At 45.0% G+C, this 21,838-nt stretch carries 18 protein-coding genes and 1 tRNA gene; 12 read left to right on the top strand and 7 right to left on the bottom strand.

The features are described 5' to 3' along the window. Positions 1 to 313 precede the first annotated feature (313 nt). A complete protein-coding gene (locus MHH86_RS24720) occupies positions 314 to 1,543 on the top strand; it encodes an exosporium glycoprotein BclB-related protein (protein WP_141118624.1) in 1,230 nt (409 codons plus the stop codon). Positions 1,544 to 1,616: 73 nt separating this feature from the next. On the opposite strand, the gene MHH86_RS24715 is transcribed toward MHH86_RS24720, so the two are convergent. From MHH86_RS24715 to MHH86_RS24690, 6 genes are all read right to left on the bottom strand, one after another. Then, positions 1,617 to 4,961 (bottom strand): DEAD/DEAH box helicase, encoded by a 3,345-nt coding sequence (locus MHH86_RS24715; protein WP_036685012.1) that lies wholly within the window; start codon positions 4,959 to 4,961, stop codon positions 1,617 to 1,619. 81 nt (positions 4,962 to 5,042) lie between these two features. Continuing rightward, positions 5,043 to 5,732 (bottom strand): TetR/AcrR family transcriptional regulator, encoded by a 690-nt coding sequence (locus MHH86_RS24710; protein ID WP_036685015.1) that lies wholly within the window; start codon positions 5,730 to 5,732, stop codon positions 5,043 to 5,045. A 57-nt stretch (positions 5,733 to 5,789) separates the two neighbouring features. Next, positions 5,790 to 6,839, bottom strand: coding sequence for an ABC transporter permease (locus MHH86_RS24705; RefSeq protein ID WP_342479467.1), 1,050 nt, complete (start codon positions 6,837 to 6,839; stop codon positions 5,790 to 5,792). Then, a complete protein-coding gene (locus MHH86_RS24700; protein WP_036685020.1) occupies positions 6,836 to 7,567 on the bottom strand; it encodes an ABC transporter ATP-binding protein in 732 nt (243 codons plus the stop codon). The genes MHH86_RS24705 and MHH86_RS24700 overlap by 4 nt, the downstream gene beginning before the upstream one ends. A 531-nt stretch (positions 7,568 to 8,098) precedes the next feature. Next, the gene (locus MHH86_RS24695; RefSeq protein ID WP_342479466.1) at positions 8,099 to 8,587 is read right to left on the bottom strand and encodes a hypothetical protein; all 489 of its coding nucleotides are present in this window, start codon (positions 8,585 to 8,587) and stop codon (positions 8,099 to 8,101) included. Between the two features lie 59 nt (positions 8,588 to 8,646). Continuing rightward, the gene (locus MHH86_RS24690) at positions 8,647 to 8,790 is read right to left on the bottom strand and encodes a hypothetical protein (protein ID WP_342479465.1); all 144 of its coding nucleotides are present in this window, start codon (positions 8,788 to 8,790) and stop codon (positions 8,647 to 8,649) included. A 461-nt stretch (positions 8,791 to 9,251) separates the two neighbouring features. Here MHH86_RS24690 and MHH86_RS24685 point away from each other — a divergent pair, with 461 nt between their 5' ends. The 4 genes from MHH86_RS24685 (at position 9,252) to pstA (ending at position 13,511) form a co-directional block, all read left to right on the top strand. Next, entirely contained in the window at positions 9,252 to 10,688 is a 1,437-nt protein-coding gene (locus MHH86_RS24685; protein WP_076220484.1) for a stalk domain-containing protein, read from the top strand. 54 nt (positions 10,689 to 10,742) lie between these two features. Further along, entirely contained in the window at positions 10,743 to 11,603 is an 861-nt protein-coding gene (locus MHH86_RS24680; RefSeq protein ID WP_326046219.1) for a phosphate ABC transporter substrate-binding protein, read from the top strand. Positions 11,604 to 11,685: 82 nt separating this feature from the next. Then, on the top strand, positions 11,686 to 12,633 hold the full coding sequence (pstC, locus tag MHH86_RS24675; protein ID WP_036685038.1) for a phosphate ABC transporter permease subunit PstC: 948 nt from the start codon (positions 11,686 to 11,688) through the stop codon (positions 12,631 to 12,633). Then, positions 12,630 to 13,511 (top strand): phosphate ABC transporter permease PstA, encoded by an 882-nt coding sequence (gene pstA, locus MHH86_RS24670; protein ID WP_036685040.1) that lies wholly within the window; start codon positions 12,630 to 12,632, stop codon positions 13,509 to 13,511. The genes pstC and pstA overlap by 4 nt, the downstream gene beginning before the upstream one ends. A gap of 973 nt (positions 13,512 to 14,484) precedes the next feature. Here the strand turns inward: pstA and MHH86_RS24665 are convergent. Continuing rightward, positions 14,485 to 14,558 (bottom strand) — tRNA-Arg (locus MHH86_RS24665). A 279-nt stretch (positions 14,559 to 14,837) separates the two neighbouring features. Here MHH86_RS24665 and MHH86_RS24660 point away from each other — a divergent pair. The 7 genes from MHH86_RS24660 (at position 14,838) to MHH86_RS24630 (ending at position 21,535) form a co-directional block, all read left to right on the top strand. Next, complete coding sequence (locus tag MHH86_RS24660; RefSeq protein WP_038573064.1) at positions 14,838 to 15,683, top strand: hypothetical protein; 846 nt, start codon at positions 14,838 to 14,840, stop codon at positions 15,681 to 15,683. 98 nt (positions 15,684 to 15,781) lie between these two features. Next, on the top strand, positions 15,782 to 17,116 hold the full coding sequence (gene tig, locus MHH86_RS24655; RefSeq protein ID WP_036685045.1) for a trigger factor: 1,335 nt from the start codon (positions 15,782 to 15,784) through the stop codon (positions 17,114 to 17,116). A 386-nt stretch (positions 17,117 to 17,502) separates the two neighbouring features. Further along, positions 17,503 to 18,093, top strand: coding sequence for an ATP-dependent Clp endopeptidase proteolytic subunit ClpP (clpP, locus tag MHH86_RS24650; protein ID WP_036685049.1), 591 nt, complete (start codon positions 17,503 to 17,505; stop codon positions 18,091 to 18,093). Positions 18,094 to 18,105: 12 nt separating this feature from the next. Then, on the top strand, positions 18,106 to 19,362 hold the full coding sequence (gene clpX / locus MHH86_RS24645; RefSeq protein WP_036685052.1) for an ATP-dependent protease ATP-binding subunit ClpX: 1,257 nt from the start codon (positions 18,106 to 18,108) through the stop codon (positions 19,360 to 19,362). A 113-nt stretch (positions 19,363 to 19,475) separates the two neighbouring features. Further along, on the top strand, positions 19,476 to 20,603 hold the full coding sequence (ispG, locus tag MHH86_RS24640; protein ID WP_036685055.1) for a flavodoxin-dependent (E)-4-hydroxy-3-methylbut-2-enyl-diphosphate synthase: 1,128 nt from the start codon (positions 19,476 to 19,478) through the stop codon (positions 20,601 to 20,603). Between the two features lie 133 nt (positions 20,604 to 20,736). Then, positions 20,737 to 21,408, top strand: a complete 672-nt coding sequence (locus MHH86_RS24635; RefSeq protein WP_076224631.1) for a BlaI/MecI/CopY family transcriptional regulator — start codon at positions 20,737 to 20,739, stop codon at positions 21,406 to 21,408. Then, positions 21,386 to 21,535, top strand: coding sequence for a hypothetical protein (locus tag MHH86_RS24630; protein WP_342479464.1), 150 nt, complete (start codon positions 21,386 to 21,388; stop codon positions 21,533 to 21,535). The genes MHH86_RS24635 and MHH86_RS24630 overlap by 23 nt, the downstream gene beginning before the upstream one ends. Positions 21,536 to 21,838 lie beyond the last annotated feature (303 nt).

Raw genomic sequence — 21,838 nt, 5'->3', positions numbered from 1 at the left:
TATTAGGTTCTTCTTCTATTAATCCATTACGGATTTTCAGATTGCTATAATGTATCAAATATGTGTAACAGTAGTTTTTAAATGGATGTCCACACCTTAATTCGAAATAAGAATAATACTATAAAGAGCCAAAAATTATGAACTAATTTTATAGGATCATAGATTATCAACCTAGAGTAGGTGGGAGGAATGATTATAGATAGAATCATATTTTATACAGAACTATTGAGGAGGATTTTGTTCGGTTGGTTTGATTTTCGCAATTCAAATAATAAGCGTATTTTAAAATTCATAAAAAATGAGGTGTTGAAAATTGAGTCAACTATCTACTGGTCCTATAGAAAATAATCTGGTAGGCGGTGTAAGACCTACTCAGCTTGTTACTCTTAAAATTGTCAATCAGAGTGATGATACTCCGTCAACGGTTCAAGTCGAAGGCTATTATATGAATGGGACAAGAACTTTATATGTAAGTGAACAGGTTAATTTAGCTCCTAATCAAGTGGTTAATAGGGATTATTATGCAAACTTTGATTCATTTGAATTTCTATTCACAACACCTATTACGATTGATGATCCCATTCAAATTTCAGTTTGGGGGAAGAGCAGCACAGGTCAATTAGTGACTGCTCATCGCCTTGTCTACTCTGAATTATATGGAGAATATATAGGAATTACAGGTGCTACTGGAGCTACTGGAGCTACAGGAAGCGTTGGTGCAACGGGAGCGACAGGAGGTACTGGCGTAACCGGAGCCACAGGTGCTGGAGCCACGGGAGCGACAGGAGCTGCTGGAGCAACGGGAGCCACAGGAGCGACAGGAACTGCTGGAGCCACAGGAGCAACAGGAACTGCTGGCGTAACTGGAGCAACAGGAACTGCGGGAGCCACAGGAGCAACAGGAACTGCTGGAGCCACAGGAGCAACAGGAACTGCTGGCGTAACTGGAGCAACAGGAACTGCTGGAGCCACAGGAGCAACAGGAACTGCTGGAGCCACAGGAGCAACAGGAACTGCTGGCGCAGGCGCAATCATTCCATATTCTTCTGGACTTCCAGTTGCTATGACCACTGTATTAGGGGGTCTTTTGAATACTTCAAGTGCAGTTGGTTTTGGTAGCAGTGCGACCAATATCAGTATTACAGGCGGTACTATAGATCTTACTGGAGCGGCTGGAACCTTGCTGAACTTTGCGTTCTCGGTTCCTAGAACAGGAACGCTTACGTCTATGGCAGCCTATTTCAGTGCGACATCTTCCGTTAGTTTGGTGGGTTCTACGGTAACAATCACGGCTCAATTATACAGATCTACTACACCTAACAATACCTTCACAGCAGTACCTGGGGCTTTAGTTACGTTAAGTCCTCCGCTTACAGGATTAATTGCTCTTGGAACTATTAGCAGTGGTAATACCACAGGCTTAAGCATTCCTGTAACTGTGGGAGAACGCTTGTTGTTGGTCTTCACTTCGACGGTCACGGCTGGCATTGACGTTGCAACTACTGTTGCTGGCTACGCTAGTGCAGGAGTTACAATTGCATAATCTGAAGAAAAGGGATATCCCGATAGTCATAGAGGCTGTGGGATATCCCTGATTTTTTCTCAAACATTGTTATTTAGATCATCAGAATCTCCCGGATGTCTTGCTCTGTGAGGGTAGACAAGCTTTCTTGACCTGGCTGGATGACCTCATCGATCAAGTTCTTTTTCTTCTGCTGCAGCTCATACATCTTGTCCTCTACGGTGCCTTGGGTGACGAGACGAATTACTTGTACTACATTTTTCTGTCCGATCCGGTGAGCCCGATCTGCTGCTTGCTGCTCGACGGCAGGGTTCCACCATAAATCGTAAAGGATTACAGTATCTGCCCCAGTTAAGTTGAGCCCGGTCCCGCCGGCCTTTAAGGAGATTAAGAAAATATCCCGCTCTCCTTCATTAAATTTATTACATAAATCTACTCGTTGAGAAACAGGCGTTTGACCATCTAAATAAAAGTATGGAATGCCCTGATATCCTAGTTCACGCCCAATCAGGCCCAGCATCTCTGTGAATTGTGAGAATACTAACATACGTTTACCCGAACTGCGACATTCTTCTATGATTTCGAGCAGCTGCTCGAATTTAGCAGAGCTTCCTTCATATCCATCGACAAAAAGAGCAGGGTGGCAGCACAACTGGCGCAGACGAGTTAGTCCCGCCAGAACTTTGATCCGATTATTATTGCCGAAACTATCTTGGGTCAAATGCTTAAGCGCCTCTTTTTTCAAACGGGCAAGATAAGCTACATATAACTTTTTTTGCTCCGGCAGCAGTTCACATGCTTGTACGGACTCAATTTTGTCCGGAAGTTCCTTTAACACATCACTCTTTAAGCGCCGCAGCAAAAAGGGACGCGCCCGCTTCGCAACCGTTTCTCTTGGTAAATCGTGAAAAGCTTTTTTGCCTGGAAATAACCCAGGGAACACGGTGCCGAAAATGGACCATAAATCTTCCAACGCATTCTCCACAGGAGTACCCGTAAGTGCAAAACGGTGCCGGGCTTGAAGCGCCATTACAGCTTGGGCTGTCTGTGTAGTATGGTTTTTTATAGTTTGTGCTTCATCGAGAATCAGGGTATGAAAAGACTTTTTGGCATACAACTGAACATCTCTGCGGAGCAACGGATAAGAGGTGATGATTACATCAGCTTTTGCTGTATTTTTTAAAATCCGCCCGCGCTCAATTAGACTACCGTCTGCAATGACAGCTTTGATCTCTGGCGTGAATTTTTTAAGCTCATTAAGCCAGTTATAAGTGAGAGACGCAGGAGCGACAATTAGGGCAGGCAGCCCATTCTGGCGGATCTCTGGAAGTTCTGACAGTAGAAAAGCGATACTTTGCAGCGTTTTGCCTAACCCCATATCATCCGCCAAAATACCACCAAAACGGTAATGGGCCAACGTCTTCAGCCACTGAAACCCATACTGTTGATAATCCCTTAGCACAGGAACCAGACTGTCAGGTATAGGGAAATCAAGATTCTCAGGATTCCGCATGTTCGCAAGTAACCTTTTAAAGGATCTGCCCAGCTTAATGGAGTCACTCTTAGCATCCGTGGAGGTCAAATGTAACCCACGAACAACGGGCAGAGAAAACTCCACCCCTTTGATCTCACCTTCCCGGATGCCTATATCATTCATAAAGGTAATGATTTCTTGAAGCTCCTCGCTCTCCAGCGGTAGCAGGGCTCCATCAGGCAAGCGGTAGTATCTGCGTTTTTCCTGCAGGGATTTCAGAACCATAACAATCTCAGCTTCTGGAATCCCGCCCATATCGAATTTAAAATCAAGCCAGTCCGTCTTTTCATTCCAACTAATGCTCACCTTTGGGGGTGTAGTGCTCGTGAACAGTCTTGCTTTGACTGCGGAGGTCGCATAAACCGAAAGTAGCGGTTCCAGCAGCGGAATGGTATGGTACAAAAAATCGTATTCGCCCTCTTCGTCTGTCATAATAAATCCGCCTTCGGTTTTAGCGAAGGATTCGTGTTCCATCAGCTCCAGAATGCGAGCTTCTCCCTCCCCGTCTCGTAAAAGAATCAAATTCGTCCCGCGAACATGGGCTTTTTCATCTAAAGGGTTGATCACAATGTCACCATATTGGAACTCTAGTCCGGCGAGCAGCCGATCTCTTACACGATCCAGATAAAGTCTCGCGATAAGCCTATGTTGAACAATCCGATCCGCAATGGAGTCAGCGATATGGACGTTGCCCAGCTTTTTCAGACCAGGAATAACCTTGTCCATAAAAGACTCCATTTGCTCATGGGCAATATCGATGCCATTTCGGCGGGAGGAATCCAGCATTTTTTTCATTTCAGCAAGTCGTATGCATTCTTGAGGGGATAGCTTCAGAAACTTACCTTCCGATAGTACCATCCCGTAATCTTCTAAGACCGAAATCTGCTCAAGTCCTTGAATATCCAGATGATATCCATCCTCTTCTGCCTGTTCAAATTCAAAGCTGAGTGGAGGCGCCTCATTAGACACATGGATGCCTTCGTACAGCATCTCTTCTTGTTGCAAAAATACCGAAGAGACCTCTGAAAGCGCAGGCTGAAGCGACTCCCAGAAAAAAGGAGGGACGGCCAGCAACCGATCTCCCCCAATACTCCCCCCATAAGGTGAGTAAGGAGTGACGTTATCACGGTACATTTTTTCATTTAATACAATATCAATCAGCTTCTGTAGAACAACATTATCTTCCTTCCGAAAGCTGTAAATGGCAGGATCATAGATAAAATGTTTCGTGAATTCAAAGGATTCTCCGCGGTGTACACTTTCTAGAAATCCTCTTATTTTCTGAACAATATATAGACGTTTTGGACCGACTTTCATTTCTATACCCAGCATGGTGTGGCTATAACTATAGGTGAATGGCTTGCATGTAAACTCTATATTTAGAGGAAGTCTGTTATCTACAAAAGCCCCCGTACCGCTAGGACGCGGTGTATGGTTGCCGAACATCCCCAGTAGGCTGCTCACGAGCTGTTGATCTCTGGACTTTCCCCCGTTGTCTCGCGCAGTATCTGTAAAAATACGTGGGGTTAGAATCTCAGTATCTTCTATAGAAGACAGGTGCGAAGCTCCGGTAAGCTCTGAACGATCTCGGCCATTTTTAAGGGCGTCAACGTTGATTAGCACAGCCGCGATATGTTTACAGAATGGCCCCCCATGGGAGTAGGCTGGACAATTACACTCTGCCTGGACATCCCCATCAATATCAATGACCACCATAACTTCATAGTCGATCGCCCCCTGAACAATGGCTTCATATCGAGAGCGGGGCAAATCTGGAATGGAGACATTGTATTCTTCAACTTCAATTATATCGACACTTTCAGTTTGGTAATAAGCTAATCCTTTTTCAAAAATAGACTTGCCACACAGCAGTTTGATTACCCGTTCTGATACACTAAAGCCCATAACATAATTCCTTCCTCATAACTTGATCTTGAAAAGTCCGAATTTAATATAGTACTTATGATAACAGAACGGGCGTGCGCATCAAATAGGGGGTGTTGTTTTACTTATTCCATGCATGATAAAAGCGATCGTCAGGTTGATTTCTTCCTCATCATTCCAGTCCTTATCTGGCTGCAGCAGCAAGCGATTCATCAAATAACCTACGACAGACGAGAGTGTGAAGCGTATAAGTGTGGGTGTAGGCACCTCGATGATTTCACCCTTTTCTTTAAAATGTTCAACAATATCAATCACGCGCTCCAGTATTTTGCTAAGAATATTCTCTACAAACTGAGCTCTAACTGTTGGCTGAAAAGGAATCTCCTGAATAAGAATCTTAAGAATTTTAAAATTCTTGCGGGCGAAATCCAGCCGATTGATCATAAATGCCCTCAGGAACTCTTCGAAGCTGTCGTAGGGCATATCGAGCACGCCGTTGAAATTCCGCAGCACAAAAGGCGCAAGCATGCGACTCATGGTAGGACCTACTATGGCAAGCAGCAGATCATTTTTAGTCTTGTAATAGCGAAAAATCGTTCCCTCCGCCACGCCCGCTTTCTGAGAAATTTCACTCGTTGAAGTCGCAGAGTATCCTTTTTCGGAAAATACCTCAATCGCCGCTTGTAGAATAGAAATCTGCTTCGGTGTCAGTTTCTCGTCTTTGCCAAGGGTCAGCAGCTCTTCTATCCACTGCTCTTCTATATTTTGTTCCGTAGAAACTTGCTCTTTCATTACAATAACCCTCCATGCTTGATTCATTTTGTTTCAATGATAATAGCTTTTGTGAAATTACATTTTGCGATGTTTGCGCAGTGCCAATACATTCAGCAGCATAAATAGCAGCGAAAATCCTATTAGTACATAGACATCCAGTGCAATTGCGCTCCATCCTTTGCCACGGACCATAATGTCCATCAGAGCTTCTGATCCGTAATAGATCGGTGTAGCGAGGCCAACGCGCTGGAGCCACAGTGGAAGGGTATCGAGCGGGAATAATCCACTGAGGAAGATTTGTGGCACTATAATGAGCGGAATGAACTGAATCATCTGCAACTCATTGGCTGCAAAAGCCGACAGCAGTGTGCCCAACGTCAGCGCTGTCATCGATAGGAGTAATGTGATCAGCAATACGTAACCAAAGCTGCCTGTCATCATAATGCCAAGAATCTGTATGGAATACCATGAGATCAATAGCGCCTGAAAAACGGTAAATATGCCGAAACCACATACATACCCGAGCACAATCTCCCATCTTTTTAATGGAGTCGAAAGTAGGCGTTCAAGAGTGCCTGTGGTTCGTTCCCTTAAGAAGGATACACCTGCAATCAAGAATACGAAAAAGAAAACAAATACGCCAATCATAATGGGACCGAAACGGTCGATCGTCTTCATATTCTCAGAACCGTAAAGATAGCTGATCTGCGGCTGTAATTGTTCCTTTGTGCTTGGATGAAGCTTCTGGGAGATTTGTTGAAGCGTCATGATTACTGCCTTGTTGGCTGTAGGGTTGCTACCTTCTAACAGCACTTGAGGCGTAACTTGCGAATCTCCGGCGGTTCCGTTCAAAGTGATCAAAGCGTCAATTTTTCCTTCTACTAAAGCGCCTTTTCCCAGCTCTGCGCTGGCATATTCTTTGATGGTGGCATTTTGTTCTTTTAACGCAGCTGACATATTTAGAGGTACACCGGACACACCGATTTTTGGTTCATAGGCGTCACCATTGAAGACCAAGCTCATTAAGCTTAGAACGAGGAGTGGTGCAATGAACATTAATGCCATCGTTCTTTTGTCATGAATAAATTGCCGCAAAATCCTTAAGGTGATCGCTCGGATTCTCATGAACGCACACCTCCATAATATAAAAAGGCTTCTTCAATAGAAGCTGAACCGGTGGCTTGCAGCAGTCCGGCAGGCGTGTCGGCGGCAAGTAGCTTGCCATCACGGATCATTCCGAGCCGGTCACATTTTTCAGCCTCATCCATGACATGCGTGGTCAGCACAATGGTGGTGCCTTTCTGGTTCAGCGCTTTTAGTTCCTTCCAGATGGATAGCCGCAGCACCGGGTCTATACCAACTGTAGGTTCATCAAGAATAAGCAACGGCGGTTCATGCAGCAGCGCGATCGCCAATGATAAGCGGCGTTTCATCCCGCCGGAGTACTGGCCTACTCTTTTTCGCAAATGATCTTGTAAATTAACGATCTCCATTACGGCTGTGATGCGTTTGGAGCGTTGCTCCCCCTTTAGTCCATATAGCGCTGCAAAAAACTCCAGATTCTCCTTCGCGCTAAGCTCCGTGTATAAGGCATCAGACTGGGCCATATATCCAATCTGTTGCAGCATAGTCAGCTTAGGCATCGTCACGCCAAGTATTTTCACCTCGCCGGAGGTTACCTCATCGATACCAGTAAGCAGCTTCACAAATGTTGTTTTTCCTGAGCCGGATGGCCCTAGTATACCAAAGGTTTCCGCACGTTCCACTTGAAGCGAAATATCCTCGAGCACCTGTTTCTCTCCAAACGCTTTCCCGACATGGCTCACTGAAATAACTGGAACCTCTGAACCCATTTTTATCTCCTCGATTCTGAATGTTCTGGGATACTTGCTTGAGTTGAAGATGTTGCTGATAAGGTGGTGGTGATGGTGATGGTGATGGTGATGGTGATGGTGATGGTGATGGTGATGGTGATGAAGGTGTAGAAGGTGTTGAGATATTCCTGAATTATACTGCTCTGTACACTCTGATTAGATAATGAGTGAGTACTCACTCATTATCTTGCATCAAAAGTTAGGAATTGTAAACCATATATTTTATACAAATGTATCCCACAGTATTAGCTTAATCCCAATTGAGGTTTGTTAATTCAACTTGTCCTTTTACTATATATATAGAGATGATTTGAATGAAAGGCAAAAGTGCCACTAAAAAGCGTCAGTCCACCTAAACTAGGTAATAGAAGGGTATAAATTCCCTTGAAAGGCGTCGATATACCTAAACTGGCCAAAAGAGAGGCATAAATGCCACTAAAAAGCGCGGGTTTACCTAAACCAGACAAAAGAAGGGCATAAATGCCACTAAATAAGCATGATCTAGATAAATCAAGCAAAAGAACGGTATAAATCCCGCACAATGAGCTCAATCCGACTGAAGTCAGTTAAAGAACGGTATAAATCCCGCACAATGAGCTCAATCCGACTGAAGTCAGTTAAAGAACGATATAAATCCCGTACAATGAGCCCAATCCCGCTGAAGTCAGTAAAAGAACGGTATAAATCCCGTACAATGAGCTCAACCCCGCTAAAGTTAGCAAAAGAACGGTATAAATCCCGTACAATGAGCTCAATCCCGCTAAAGTTAGCAAAAGAACGGTATAAATCCCGCACAATGAGCTCAATCCCGCTAAAGTTAGCAAAAGAACAGTATAAATCCCGCACAATGAGCTCAATCCCGCTAAAGTTAGCAAAAGAACGGTATAAATCCCGTACAAAGAGCTCAATCCCGCTAAAGTTAGTAAAAGAACGGTATAAATCCCGTACAATGAGGTCTATCCCGCTAAAGTTCAAAAGAACGGTATAAATCCCGTACAATCAGCCGAATCTCCTCGATGACCCTTACGCAGAATGCGCCACAACAGACCAGTTAGTTTTTAAATTGTAAGCAGCAGCCACATAACAAGCTTTCCCCACGCGCCAAGCGACCACCGTAATACGTTCCCCACACTCCAAGCGACCTCCGCAATATACTCCATGTGCCCATCGATCTCAGCAACAAGGCTCTCCCACGCACCCAAGCGACCTCCGCAATATACTCCACGTGGCCCATCGACCTCCTCAATAAGCTTCCCCCCACACTCCAAGCGAACTCCGCAATATACTCCAAGTGTCCATCGTCCTTAGCAACAAGCTTCCCCGCACACCCAAGCTGCCTCCGCAATATACTCCATCCACCTCAGCAACAAGTTCCCTCCACGCGCCTGCAATATCAAATTAGTCCCTACGTCACCCCAAAGTCCCAAACAATTCTCCAACTAAATAAGGCAGCTGCACCGAGCACCTTTTTACGAAAAGAGGCTGTTTTTGTTGCTTAGTTCATTTGGTTTAGATCAAGAAAATTGTTAAATGAGCTAATATACCTGGTTTTTTTAAAAAAAGAATACTAGTTAATATTTCCATTACATTCCTCTGCAACAGAATTGACAATTGTAGACGAAAATGACATTAGCAGTTACCTATACGAAAAGGGTGAATCTAATTGAAAAACAGTAAATGGATTAGCGCAACGTTGGCTTCAGCACTTCTTGCAACAGTAGGCGTTGGAAGTGTATCTGCAGCTAGCACCGGCAGTAATGTAAAATCTGTAGCTACCAATCAAGTCGCTGCTGTTACAGCAGTTAAAGAAGGTACAACTACTTGGAATGTAAACGGAACGCCGATTGTGTTTAACACCATTAACAGCAGTGGTTACAAGCTTTACTCGCTGACTCAGGTAGCTGGTGAAATTGGGGCTAAGGTAGTACTGGGAACAAGCGGGTTTGAACTTAACGACAGCAAAGGACTACATAATGTGCAACTCAAAACAGGCTCAAAGAGCTATCAAGTAGATGGTAATTCCGAATCGTTCACAGTGGCTCCAGTGTTTTATAACGGTAAAACCTATGTAGAGCTGACTAAGTTAGTTATTGCATTAGGTGGAGAGCTGGACGCTGATGCTAGCACGATTTTGAGCTTTGCACGTCCGGAAGGATTGTTTGATACTTTGCACTGGACGGCAGCTGGTAACCTGATTGCGAACAAAAGTGATGCTGAAACTACTCAGCTTATCAAATTCAGTACAGAACCAGGTAACTATGAAGTGTTTTCGTCAAATGACAGTGCGGTGGACTTTGCAGTATCGCCGGATCAACAGTGGGGAGCTTTTAATGATGAGAAAGGTTTGCTGAATCTGATTAACTTGTCTAGCGGAGCTGTTAAAACACTAGGCACCGACAATAGCGTGAAGACAGATCTGGTTTGGTCCAAAGATGGGAAAAGCATTTATTTCATCCAAGGAGACAAGCAAGAAAAAATCGCTAAAATCTCAGTAGAGACTGGTGATGTTAAATCCGTTTTGGCTGACAAGGTTGAGAATAAATCCGAACTGCGCATTTCTGCTGACGAAAAAAGCGCCGTTTATATCGTTAATTTGACGGGTGTTGCAAAAAATGATGCAGACAGCACAGAAGATTCTCTTACGGTAGACTTTAGCTCGGCAGGAGAGCAGCTTTACAAGCTTGATCTGGCTACAAAAGATGCTAAACCAGCTGCATTAACAACCACAGCGGATAACAAGCTTTACCCAGAGATTTTGGCTGATGGAAATGTGGCATACCTGAGCGCAGATGCAGACGGCAATGCGAAGAATACCCTGAAGCTTGTAAAAGCGGACGCAACCAGCACTAATATTGCACTTGATATCGAAGTGAATTGGTCCACTGGCGTTAGCAATGGTTTGGTAGTGGCAGGTACTACGGCAGACGGAAGCACAGTGATCTATTCTATCGATGGTAGTGGTGCAAAGACCGAACTGTTCCGTACGGCTGAAGATGTATCTGAAGTATCTGTATCTAAAGACGGAAGCAAGCTTGCGATTGTGAGCGGCGACAGCGTATGGGTTATCCAAGGCGGTAAAGGGCTGCAACTGACTAAATAATTATTATTTCAAACATATTTTAAAGGCCTAGAGCCGAGAGGAGAAAATAGTACAATGAAAATCTTCAAGAAATTAACAGTAACGGCTTTAACAGCCGTAATCGCGGTAACCGCATCTTTTGCAGGGATTGCAGCAGCAGCAGATTCACTTAGTGGCAAAATCACCGTTAACGGTTCGACCGCACTTCTTCCAATGACGTTGCAAGCGGCAAAAGAATTCCAAAAGCTGCACCCTAAAGTGAAAATCGCAGCATCTGGTAAAGGTTCTGTAACTGGACCACAAGCTGTAAAAAAAGGCATCGCTGATATCGGCGCTTGCGACTGGGATGCTAGCATCGACGTACCAGGTTTCAAGGCTTTTGACGGACAGGTAGCGAACAAAGTGGCTGTCATTCCTTTTGCCACGATCGTGAACAAAAATGTGGGTGTAGATAACCTTACAACAGAACAGCTTAAAGGTATTTTCGCTGGTAAAATCACCAACTGGAAAGAAGTAGGCGGCGCAGATGCAGATATCGTTGTCATCACTCGCTCATTCGGTTCTGGTACCCGCGTTAACTATCAGGCTAAAGCTTTGGATGGCGGAGATATCGTAAAAAAAGCTAAGAACTACAAAGAAACAGGTTCATCCGGCGACATGAAAACAGCAGTAGGAACTACTCCTAACTCCATCGGTTATATCGACCTTGTTTATGTAAGTGGCGACGTAAAAGCAGTGAAACACAACGGTATCGCAGCTACTACAGACAACGTAATTAACGGTTCTTATAAGATTTGGGCTTATGGTTACTACATGACTAAAGGCCAGCCTACTGGCGCAACTAAAGAATTTATCGAATACGTACAAAGCAAAAAGTTCCAACAAGGTTCTCTGAAAAAGCTTAAATTCATTCCGATCGCAGCAATGAAGGGTTAATAACATCTGAAGATCATATTGAACGGTAACAGCGGCCAGCCCCGATTTTGATACGGGGTTGGCCGCTTACAGGAGGGAAAGTATGGGGGCACCAGTCCACAACCTGGCAACTAAGGTTAAGGAGGGCGTTACAGAAGTTAGCGCCAACTCCAAACGTCACAGTAGACATATGTTTAGCAACCGATTATTCCGCTTTTATTTCTTATTCAGCATTCTTGCACTTTGCTTCGTGCTTGGACTTGTAATTCTATTTATCGGCAAAACGGCGCTGCTTCTGTTTGGTCATCTCTCGCCTGCGGACTTTTTCTTTTCTTTTAACTGGACGCCTGAAGAGGACTCCTTTGGGGCTGCTGCCTTCATTGTAAATACACTTTCACTGACGGCTTTGACCCTGCTGATCGCAGTACCTATTTCTGTGGGTATGGCCGTGCTCTGTGCGGAGATTGCTCCAAAGTGGATGAAGACCTTCATTCGCCCGGTGCTCGATTTGCTCGTTGGTATTCCTTCTATAGTATATGGTTATTTAGGCTTAACGGTATTACTTCCTTTCCTGCGTAGAGTTAGTGGGGAGAGCTTGGGTGATGGTTTGCTGGCTGCGGCCCTCGTACTCGCATTAATGGTCCTGCCAACGATTTGTCGAATCAGTGATGATGCTATCGTCGCTGTCCCACGCAAATATCGGGATGCTGCGTACGCTCTTGGATCTACCCGTCTGCAAGTCATTATGCGTGTTGTTTTACCTGCGGCTAGCAGAGGAATTATCTCCGCGGTCATCCTCGGGATGACTCGTGCTGTGGGGGAGACAATGGCTGTAGTTATGGTTATCGGAAACACACCACAGTTGGCGAAAACCTTATTTACACCTGCTTCGGTCTTGACTAGTAACATCGTTATGCAAATCTCGAATGTAGAGTTTGAGTCAACCTGGAATTATGCCCTACATATGATGGCCTTTCTTTTGCTGGTGATTTCATTTGTACTGATTCTGATCATCCGCGTGCTGGGTAGAAAAAGGAGGGATGCAGCGTGAACGGATTCGCAAGTACAAAGCATACAGCGCGTGCTCAGAGACGCAATAAGCTCGCGACTATTGGGTTTTATACGCTTGGGGCTTTAGTCATGCTGCTAATCTTCTGGCTGCTCTTCACGATTCTTAGTAAAGGTCTGCCAGCGCTGCGGCCTGATTTCCTGATCAAACAGCCTGAAGAGATTGACGTTGGTGGCGGGATCGGTCCTGTACTTTTCAACTCTTTTTATATTTTGTTCATCTCGCTGCTTATTTCCGTCCCTATCGGTTTAGGAGCGGGGATTTATATGGCGGAATACGCTCCGGATAATGCTTTTACAGGTGGCCTGCGTATATGTGTAGAGGCGCTCTCTTCGGTTCCCTCGATTGTATTCGGTATGCTTGGTCTTGCGATATTTGCTGAATATTTTGGGATCGGTCTGACGATTCTTGGCGGTGGGGTAAGCTTGGCGCTTTTGAATCTGCCTATGCTTGCACGTGTGACGGAGGAAGCGGTCCGTGCTGTTCCTGGGGAGATGCGCGAAGCTGGATATGCACTGGGCATGACTAAATTCCACGTGATCCGCACAGTTGTCCTACCCGTTGCAATGTCTGCCATTGTTACTGGGATTTGTCTCGTTGCTGGACGCGCCTTCGGGGAGTCTGCGGTTATTATCCTTACCGCTGGTCTCAGTACCTCGGGCGAAATGTGGGACTTTAATCTGTTCTCGCCGGGAGAAACCCTGGCCGTACACCTTTGGTATGTACAATCTGAGGCAATTGTAGAAGATGCGCGGCAAATCGCTGACAAATCAGCGGCAGTACTAGTATTTGTAGTTTTGTTTATTAACTTTGCTTTCCGTTTTCCGCTCTGGCTTGGAAATCGCCGCAAAGGGCGCTGATTCGCTTATAAAGGAAGAACATGCATAAAAAACTGTCTCTCGGCGGAAGAAAACGCCGTGAACAGTTTTTTTATTCTCGATTAAAAAAGCAGGATAGTCTCATCCTTCGATAATATTGCTAATGCGCGTGTCTTTTGAGTAATTAGATTGGGCACGGTTATAGAGAGCTAAAAATGTTCCCATATTTAAAAATCAGAAATGGGAATGTGAAGATTAATAGTCGATGAGTAGTGAGTAGTGAGTAGTGAGTAGTGAGTAATGAGTAATGAGTAATGAGTAATGATTGGTGGATGGTGAGTAATAAGTGATGAGTAGTGGTGATAAGAGTGGTTTTTAATTGCACTTTATGCACTTATTTTTGATGGGGATAGGTTTGTTTGGGTTTAATTGTACTTTGTGCAGTTAAAAATGGTGAAAAGGCCATTCTAGGCGTAAATCTGAGAATATAAGTGTATGAAATGCAATTGAAGCGAGTTTTGGAGGTAAAAGGGTACTTTTAGTTGCAGAAAATGCAATTAGATAGCATGTAGCGGCGTTTCTCCGGAAAAGCAACCCTAATGTTCTAATGCTGCGGGTATGATGTGGTACTGACTCATAGAAACTGATCATCGATTGCTAAGCTTCACAGAACCCTGAGCCCCAACAAGATCTAAGTGTGACCAAGTCCGAGCGAGCATCAAAAGTTAAGCTCCATCGACTCATAGCCCGACGAGGCCCAGGTTTTGACCAAATTCTAAGTTTCGAATGCTAAGCTTTATCGGACCCAGAGCTCCGACGAGGCTAAGTTTTCATCAGGTTCTGAGCTTCGAATCCAAGCTCCATGAATCCCTGAAACTCGGGTAATCCGGAGCCGCGAATCTTAAGCTCAGTCGTTCAGTCGTCTATTCGTCCCAGTAGTGACTCCCTGAGCTCCGCCCAACCCTTCCCCTGAAAATAGAAACAGCCTTCCCGAAGGAAGGCTGTTTCTATATGACGTCCCGGAAGGGATTCGAACCCCCGACCGTGCGCTTAGAAGGCGCATGCTCTATCCAGCTGAGCTACCGGGACATGGTTGCTGGCAGAAAAGCAAGCAGGAATTATCATATCATATGGGATGATCTTTTTCAAGCTGTTTTTTAAAAAGAGTACGGGGTATGCTATAATCTACAATTATTAAGTTTCGGAAGAAGCTTAAGGTATTAATAACTTTTATAATGGTTAGGATTCCATTCACATAAGTAGACATAAGGAGGTGCCCTCATTAAACATTCGGATTCCCCCGCCACCAAAGAGAATATCGTCCTGTTCCCCAAGACACTGGACTATTATCAAATCCAGCTGACGGTGATGCTGGAAAGTGAACGCTACGGGGAAGCGATGGAGCTGCTTCGTTTTTTGCTGCAGTGTCAAGGACAGGAAGAGCGAAATTACGAGGAATGGCGGTCCCTGCTGGAATGGCTCGAAACGGCATTTCCTTACGCGTCCCAGAATGGAGATGCGGAGGGAGCTGTTCACCCCGAAGACGAAGATTTAAGGGAAGAGGATATGGCCCGCTTTTTGGCCAAATCCAAAATGAACGAGGATGCGGGGTATCCCAAAAAGCTGCTGCAGCGGGTGATGAATGAACCTCTGTCTGAGGCGACAATACTTGCACTAGAGCAGCTATCCTATCTGGAAGGTGGCGGCGTTGACGAGGAGCTGACCACTTGGTTGCAGGGGGATAATGTTCATCCACTGCTGCAATTTCGGACCTTGCAGACGCTTAAGCGGCGTGGGATGCAGGGAACAGTGAAGCTGATACGCGGACATGAAACGGTACTCGTAGAGATCGAGAGCGTGCCACTGCAGACGGAGGATTTTCCTCCGGAGGTGAGTCATGTGCTGGAGCGGGTAGCCGAGCAGGCTGAGGTGCATGAGCCTACGCTGTATTATTTTGCACAAGAGCTCTGGGGTCAGTTCATCATGTCGATTTATGGGTCGGACGAATATCGGAAATTGCTGGAAGGCGAAGACGTTTTGCTGGATATTTGGGCAGGAGCTTTGCACCAATTTGTTTCTGAAAGTTTAAACGGCTCCCGACAAGAGGAAGAGACACGTGGAATGTATGGCATCACAGACGGCATGCGCTTTCAATTTGAGGGAGCTTATCGTGCTCTCAAGGGTTTTGTAAAGACTTCTCTACTTGATAAATAAAGTAATGTTGTATATAATATAATGGTTATTCTGTGCGTGGATTGTATCATTATTTGAAGTAAACTTGTGAACCTATATTTTGGAGGGAAAAGTATAATATGAAAGCAACATGGGAAAAAATAGAGAAGAACCTTGGAGTTCTTGAAGTAGAAGTAGACGCAGAACGCGTAACAGCAGCACTTGATAAAGCTTTTAACAAAGTCGTTAAAAAAGCTAACGTACCAGGCTTCCGTAAAGGTAAAGTACCTCGGCCGATCTTTGAATCCCGTTTTGGTGTAGAAAGCTTGTACCAAGATGCAATCGACATTCTTCTTCCTGAAGCTTACGGTGAAGCAGTTGAACAAACTGACATCTTCCCTGTAGACCGTCCTGAAGTTGATATTGAGCAATTTGCTAAAGGTCAATCCTTTATCTTCAAAGCGAAGATCACGGTTAAACCTGAAGTGAAGCTCGGCGATTACAAAGGTCTGGAAGTTCCAGTACAAAAAGCTGAAGTGACTGAAGAAGAGTTGAGTGCTGAACTTGCTCGTCTGCAAGAACGTCATGCTGAGCTTGTAGTAGTTGAAGAAGAAGCAGCAGCTAACGGCGACATCGCTGTAATCGATTTTGACGGATATGTAGATGATGTACCGTTTGAAGGCGGAAAAGCTGAACGTCACTCTCTTGAGCTTGGCAGCAACTCCTTCATTCCTGGATTCGAAGAGCAAGTGGTAGGAATGGCTACTGGAGATTTCAAAGATGTTGAAGTTACTTTCCCTGATGAATACCATGCAGAGAACCTTGCGGGTAAAAAAGCAGTATTCAAAGTGAAGCTGCACGAAATCAAACGCAAACAACTTCCTGCACTCGATGATGAGTTCGCTAAAGATGTAAGTGAATTCGAAACTTTGGATGAGTACAAAGCAGATCTGAAAGCTCAGCTCGAATCCCGTAAAGAGGAAGAACTGAAAGGCCTTCGTGAGAATGCAGTTGTTGATAAAGCAGCAGCTAACGCTGAAGTTGAAATCCCTGAAGCTATGATCAACAGTGAAGTTGAGAACATGGTTCGTGACTTCGACACTCGTCTTCGTCAACAAGGCATGAACATGGATATGTTCCTTAGCTTCTCCGGCCAAACTCGTGAAGACTTGCAGAACCAAATGAAAGGCGATGCTGAAAAACGCGTTCGCAACAACCTGGTATTGGAAGTTATCGCAAAACAAGAGAACATTGAAGTTTCCGAAGAAGAAGTTAACGAAGAGTTGGCTACTATGGCTGAAGCTTACAAACGTACTCCAGAAGAAATCCGCAGCATCTTGGCAGCTAACGGTTCACTGGGCAGTTTGAGCGAAGAGCTTTCGTTGCGTAAAACCATTGATTTCCTTGTTAGCAATAGTGTAGAAGTTGAAGCAGTAGAAGAAGCACCAGCTGCTGAAGACACTAAAGCTGAGTAGGATATTTTAAAATTATAAGAAGGTATAAGTTTCACTTTATACTTTATTCTTATAATTCTCGCATAAACGCTTACCGTCCTTAAAAGGACGCCGAAGGCGTTTTAGCTTGACACTACCTAGAACGGCCAAGTTACACGGCCTCCATACAGATATGATAAGGCACGTAAGTTTCGTTACGTGCCTTATTTTTATCCTCGGCCGCAAATATATGTGACTACATAGGTATCCGTATGAACGTATGGCAATAAGGTAATAGGGGTAGTAACGTCACAATTCACAAGCAGCAGACAGTCGACTGTAGTGAAAAAATGACATCGCGCCTTGAACGTGTTAAAATATTTCTGAAACGATAAGACTAATCTGTACAGAGAAAAGAGGTTGGTGGCATGAGTCTGGTACCAATGGTTGTGGAATCAACAAGTCGTGGAGAACGTTCGTACGATATCTATTCCAGATTGCTCAAGGATCGCATCATTTTCTTAAGCAGTGCGATTGACGATGATGTCGCCAATCTGGTTATTGCTCAATTGCTGTTTTTGGCAGCAGATGATCCCGAGAAGGACATTCACTTGTACCTCAACTCACCCGGTGGTTCAGTAACAGCCGGCATGGGTATATACGATACGATGCAATATATCAAACCGGATGTTTCAACCATTTGTGTAGGGATGGCAGCAAGCATGGGATCGCTCCTTCTAACAGCTGGGGCTCCGGGCAAAAGATATGCGCTGACCAACAGCGAAGTTATGATTCATCAACCGCTCGGCGGTGTTCAGGGTCAAGCGTCTGATATTTGGATTCACACTGACTGGATCCTTAAGACGAAACAGAAGCTGAATCAAATCTATGTAGATCGCACAGGTCAGCCCCTTGAAAAAATCGAACGGGACACAGACCGCGATAACTTCATGAGCGCGGAAGAAGCCAAGGAATACGGGCTTATTGACCAAGTTCTTTCTTCACCGATGAAATCTTAAAGGGGTGGTTAGATGTTTAAATTTAATGATGAAAAAGGGCAATTGAAATGTTCTTTTTGCGGTAAATCACAAGAGCAGGTTCGTAAGCTTGTAGCAGGACCGGGCGTTTATATATGTGACGAATGTATCGAGCTTTGCACGGAAATTGTGGAAGAAGAGCTCGGTCATGAGGAAGAGCTTGATCTGAAGGATATTCCAAAACCAAAGGAAATTCGCGATATTTTGGATCAATATGTAATCGGTCAAGAGCAAGCGAAGAAATCTCTTTCGGTAGCGGTTTATAACCACTACAAGCGTGTGAACAGCCAAAGCAAGATCGAAGATGTTGAACTGACGAAGAGTAATATCCTTTTGCTTGGTCCAACAGGTTCTGGTAAAACCTTGTTAGCACAAACGATGGCGAAGATTATCAACGTTCCTTTTGCTATTGCAGACGCTACTTCCCTGACGGAAGCTGGTTATGTCGGCGAGGATGTTGAGAACATTCTGCTCAAACTCATTCAAGCTGCAGATTACGATGTGGAGAAAGCCGAACGCGGCATTATCTATATTGATGAAATTGATAAAGTAGCACGTAAATCCGAGAATCCGTCCATAACTCGTGACGTTTCCGGCGAAGGTGTACAGCAGGCGCTTCTGAAGATTCTGGAAGGAACTGTTGCCTCTGTGCCTCCGCAGGGCGGACGTAAGCACCCTCACCAGGAGTTTATTCAGATCGACACGACGAACATCCTGTTCATCGTTGGCGGTGCCTTTGACGGTCTGGAGCAAATGATTAAACGCCGTATCGGTAAAAAAATCATTGGCTTCAACGCAGCAGTTGAAGGACAAAAGGATCTTAAGCCTGGCGAATATTTGTCGATGGTATTGCCTGAAGATTTGCTCAAATTCGGTCTTATTCCTGAATTTGTAGGCCGTCTGCCAGTCATCTCGACTTTAGAGCCGCTTGATGAGAATACGCTTGTACGTATCCTTTCCGAGCCTAAGAATGCACTCACTAAACAATATATCAAGCTGCTGGAAATGGACAACGTAGCGTTGAAATTCGAACCATTGGCACTCGAAGCAATTGCCAAGGAAGCGATCAAACGTAATACGGGAGCCCGTGGACTGCGCGCGATTATTGAGAGCATCATGCTCGATGTGATGTATGAAGTTCCTTCACGCGATGATATTAAAGATTGTGTGATCACGGAACAGGTCGTTCAGGAGAAAGCTTTGCCTGAGCTCAACCTTAAGAAAGACAAGAAGAAAGAGGAAAGCGCGTAAGCCGCTTTTCCTTAAACAATACATGTCACAGTCTCCACCTTTCTTCCGCTTATCCCGCTTCACATTAGCGGGAGCGAAGGGGTGGAGCTTTGGCGTTATGGGGGAGAAAAATCATGTTCTTGAGACACCAAACCCGTCCTGTCAATGTTGGCGGGCTCATTATTGGGGGAAACAACGAGGTTGCGATTCAAAGCATGTGTACAACCAAAACCGCTGATGTGGAGGCTACTGTAGCTGAAATATTGCGGCTTGAGGAAGCAGGCTGCCAGCTGGTACGCGTAACTGTCAACAATGAAGAGGCGGCTGCCGCAATCAAGGAGATCAAGAAACAGATTCATATCCCACTCGTAGCGGATATTCATTTCAACTATAAGCTAGCGTTGATGGCTATTGAGAACGGCATCGATAAGGTACGGATTAATCCGGGGAACATTGGTCGCCGCGAAAAGGTAGAAGCGGTAGTTAAAGCATGTAAAGAAAAAGGGATTCCGATTCGTATTGGTGTAAATGCTGGTTCTTTGGAGAATCACCTTTTAGAAAAATACGGATACCCAACCCCAGAAGCTATGGTAGAAAGTGCGTTATACCATATTGGTATTCTGGAGGAACTGGACTTCCACGACATTATCGTCTCTCTGAAAGCATCAGATGTGCCAATGGCTATCGAAGCTTACCGTCAGGCTGCGGAAGTTATTCCTTATCCACTGCACCTGGGGATTACAGAATCCGGCACGTTGTTTGCTGGTACAGTGAAAAGCTCCGCAGGTATCGGTGCACTGCTCTCAATGGGCATCGGCAGCACCCTGCGTATCTCGCTTAGTGCCGATCCGGTTGAAGAGGTTAAGGTGGCGCGTGAGCTGCTGAAGACGTTTGGTCTGATCTCTAACGCAGCGACGCTGATCTCTTGTCCGACTTGCGGACGACTGGATATCGATCTTTTCTCCATCGCTAATGAGGTGGAAGAATACATTTCGAAGCTTAAGGTGCCTATTAAAGTTTCTGTCCTTGGCTGTGCTGTTAATGGTCCTGGTGAGGCACGTGAAGCAGATATCGGTATTGCTGGCGCTCGTGGGGAAGGTTTGCTTTTCCGTTACGGACAAATGATCCGTAAAGTGCCTGAAGCAGAACTCGTAAACGAGCTGAAGAAGGAAATTGATGCGATCGTGGTGGCTTACGAGGCAACGGGCGAAATCCCAGGCCGCGCCCACGCTAACCTTGCACCTCCGGTGCAGTCGAAGTAACTTGGTCTTTTACGAATATATAATTCGTTAATAATACGTGGCGAAGAACGCCCTGTGCAGCTCCGGTAAATCCGGGGCCCATGGGGCGTTTTTTTTGCGTTTATTCTTATTTTGGAGGAAGGGATGAGTAAACATGAACTATGAACAAGCCCATGAAAAATTTATTGCGCATCATCTTGCAAACAGAACGGGCGAACGGCGGGGGAGGCTGGAGAGAGGTCATGGCCACGCAGAAAAATTATTTTTGCAGAACGTCTGGTGGCCGCTTCGTGGTGACTTCAATGATCTTCATCCGGAGTATGAGGTGCTGGATTTACAGAGACGGGCTTATTTTGCTGATTTTGCTTTTTTGCCGGGGCCGATCAAGCTCTTGTTTGAGATTAAAGGGTATGCAGCTCATGTAAGAGACATGGATAGGCTGAAGTATTGTAATGAGCTAAATCGTGAAACTTTTCTGTACGGAATGGGTTATCAAGTAATTTCATTTGCCTATGATGATGTTGAACAGCGCCCTGAGTTATGTGTTACACTGCTGCGTTTGGCGTTAAGCCGCTACCAAATTTTAGATGCGCCACGTGACAGGCTGCTAATCGCTGAGAAGGAAATCATGCGTTTAGTGGTACGAAACGCTGGGATAATACGTCCTAAAGAGGTAGCTGATTATTTCACGCTAGATCCCAAAACAGTACGCATGATGCTAAAGAGTCTCTGTGAAAAAGGCTGGCTAACCCCCATAAAAAGGGGAATCGGCGTCAAAAATGTTGAGTATAAGCTGGCTCGTGATGTTCTTTATTACTGGGATTGATAATTGTAAAGGCTGGTGGCTGGTGGCTGGTGGCTGGTGGCTGGTGGCTGGTGGCTGGTGGCTAATGGCTGATGGAGGCTATATTATTGAAGTAGTTTATGTAGGAGTAATTAATGTAACAGTTTAGCCTATGTAATTGATGTATCTGGTGGAACTTATGGAGTTGTTGGTGCTATTGTAGCTGATGTAACTGGTGTAGATGACGTAGCTAATGTTGAAATGGATAAAGTAGTAAAAGTGGCTGATGGAGCAGGTGTAGCTGAAGTAGTTTGATGGGACTGATCATATAGGCGTAACAATTTTGGCCATGACTTTTGCTGAAGGTGGGGATTTGAAAAGAAGGTATGTGAGGGAGCTTGATGTGAAGTCGGTTATGAATTGAAACGCAACAATTAGGGAAATTCTCCCTGAAATAAGCCGATTATGGCTC

Origin of the sequence: Paenibacillus sp. FSL F4-0097 (genome assembly GCF_038593125.1) — a bacterium.
GTDB lineage: Bacteria > Bacillota > Bacilli > Paenibacillales > Paenibacillaceae > Paenibacillus_AQ > Paenibacillus_AQ odorifer.
This window is presented reverse-complemented; position numbering and strand designations above follow the sequence as displayed.

Coding starts and splice junctions, on each gene's coding strand:
- MHH86_RS24635 (WP_076224631.1), top strand. CDS start 20,737: ATGAACTATGAACAAGCCCATGAAAAATTTATTGCGCATCATCTTGCA.
- MHH86_RS24715 (WP_036685012.1), bottom strand. CDS start 4,961: ATGGGCTTTAGTGTATCAGAACGGGTAATCAAACTGCTGTGTGGCAAG.
- MHH86_RS24660 (WP_038573064.1), top strand. CDS start 14,838: ATGCTGGAAAGTGAACGCTACGGGGAAGCGATGGAGCTGCTTCGTTTT.
- MHH86_RS24700 (WP_036685020.1), bottom strand. CDS start 7,567: ATGGGTTCAGAGGTTCCAGTTATTTCAGTGAGCCATGTCGGGAAAGCG.
- pstC (WP_036685038.1), top strand. CDS start 11,686: ATGGGGGCACCAGTCCACAACCTGGCAACTAAGGTTAAGGAGGGCGTT.
- MHH86_RS24680 (WP_326046219.1), top strand. CDS start 10,743: ATGAAAATCTTCAAGAAATTAACAGTAACGGCTTTAACAGCCGTAATC.
- ispG (WP_036685055.1), top strand. CDS start 19,476: ATGTTCTTGAGACACCAAACCCGTCCTGTCAATGTTGGCGGGCTCATT.
- clpP (WP_036685049.1), top strand. CDS start 17,503: ATGAGTCTGGTACCAATGGTTGTGGAATCAACAAGTCGTGGAGAACGT.
- tig (WP_036685045.1), top strand. CDS start 15,782: ATGAAAGCAACATGGGAAAAAATAGAGAAGAACCTTGGAGTTCTTGAA.
- clpX (WP_036685052.1), top strand. CDS start 18,106: ATGTTTAAATTTAATGATGAAAAAGGGCAATTGAAATGTTCTTTTTGC.
- MHH86_RS24705 (WP_342479467.1), bottom strand. CDS start 6,839: ATGAGAATCCGAGCGATCACCTTAAGGATTTTGCGGCAATTTATTCAT.
- MHH86_RS24630 (WP_342479464.1), top strand. CDS start 21,386: ATGTTCTTTATTACTGGGATTGATAATTGTAAAGGCTGGTGGCTGGTG.
- MHH86_RS24710 (WP_036685015.1), bottom strand. CDS start 5,732: ATGAAAGAGCAAGTTTCTACGGAACAAAATATAGAAGAGCAGTGGATA.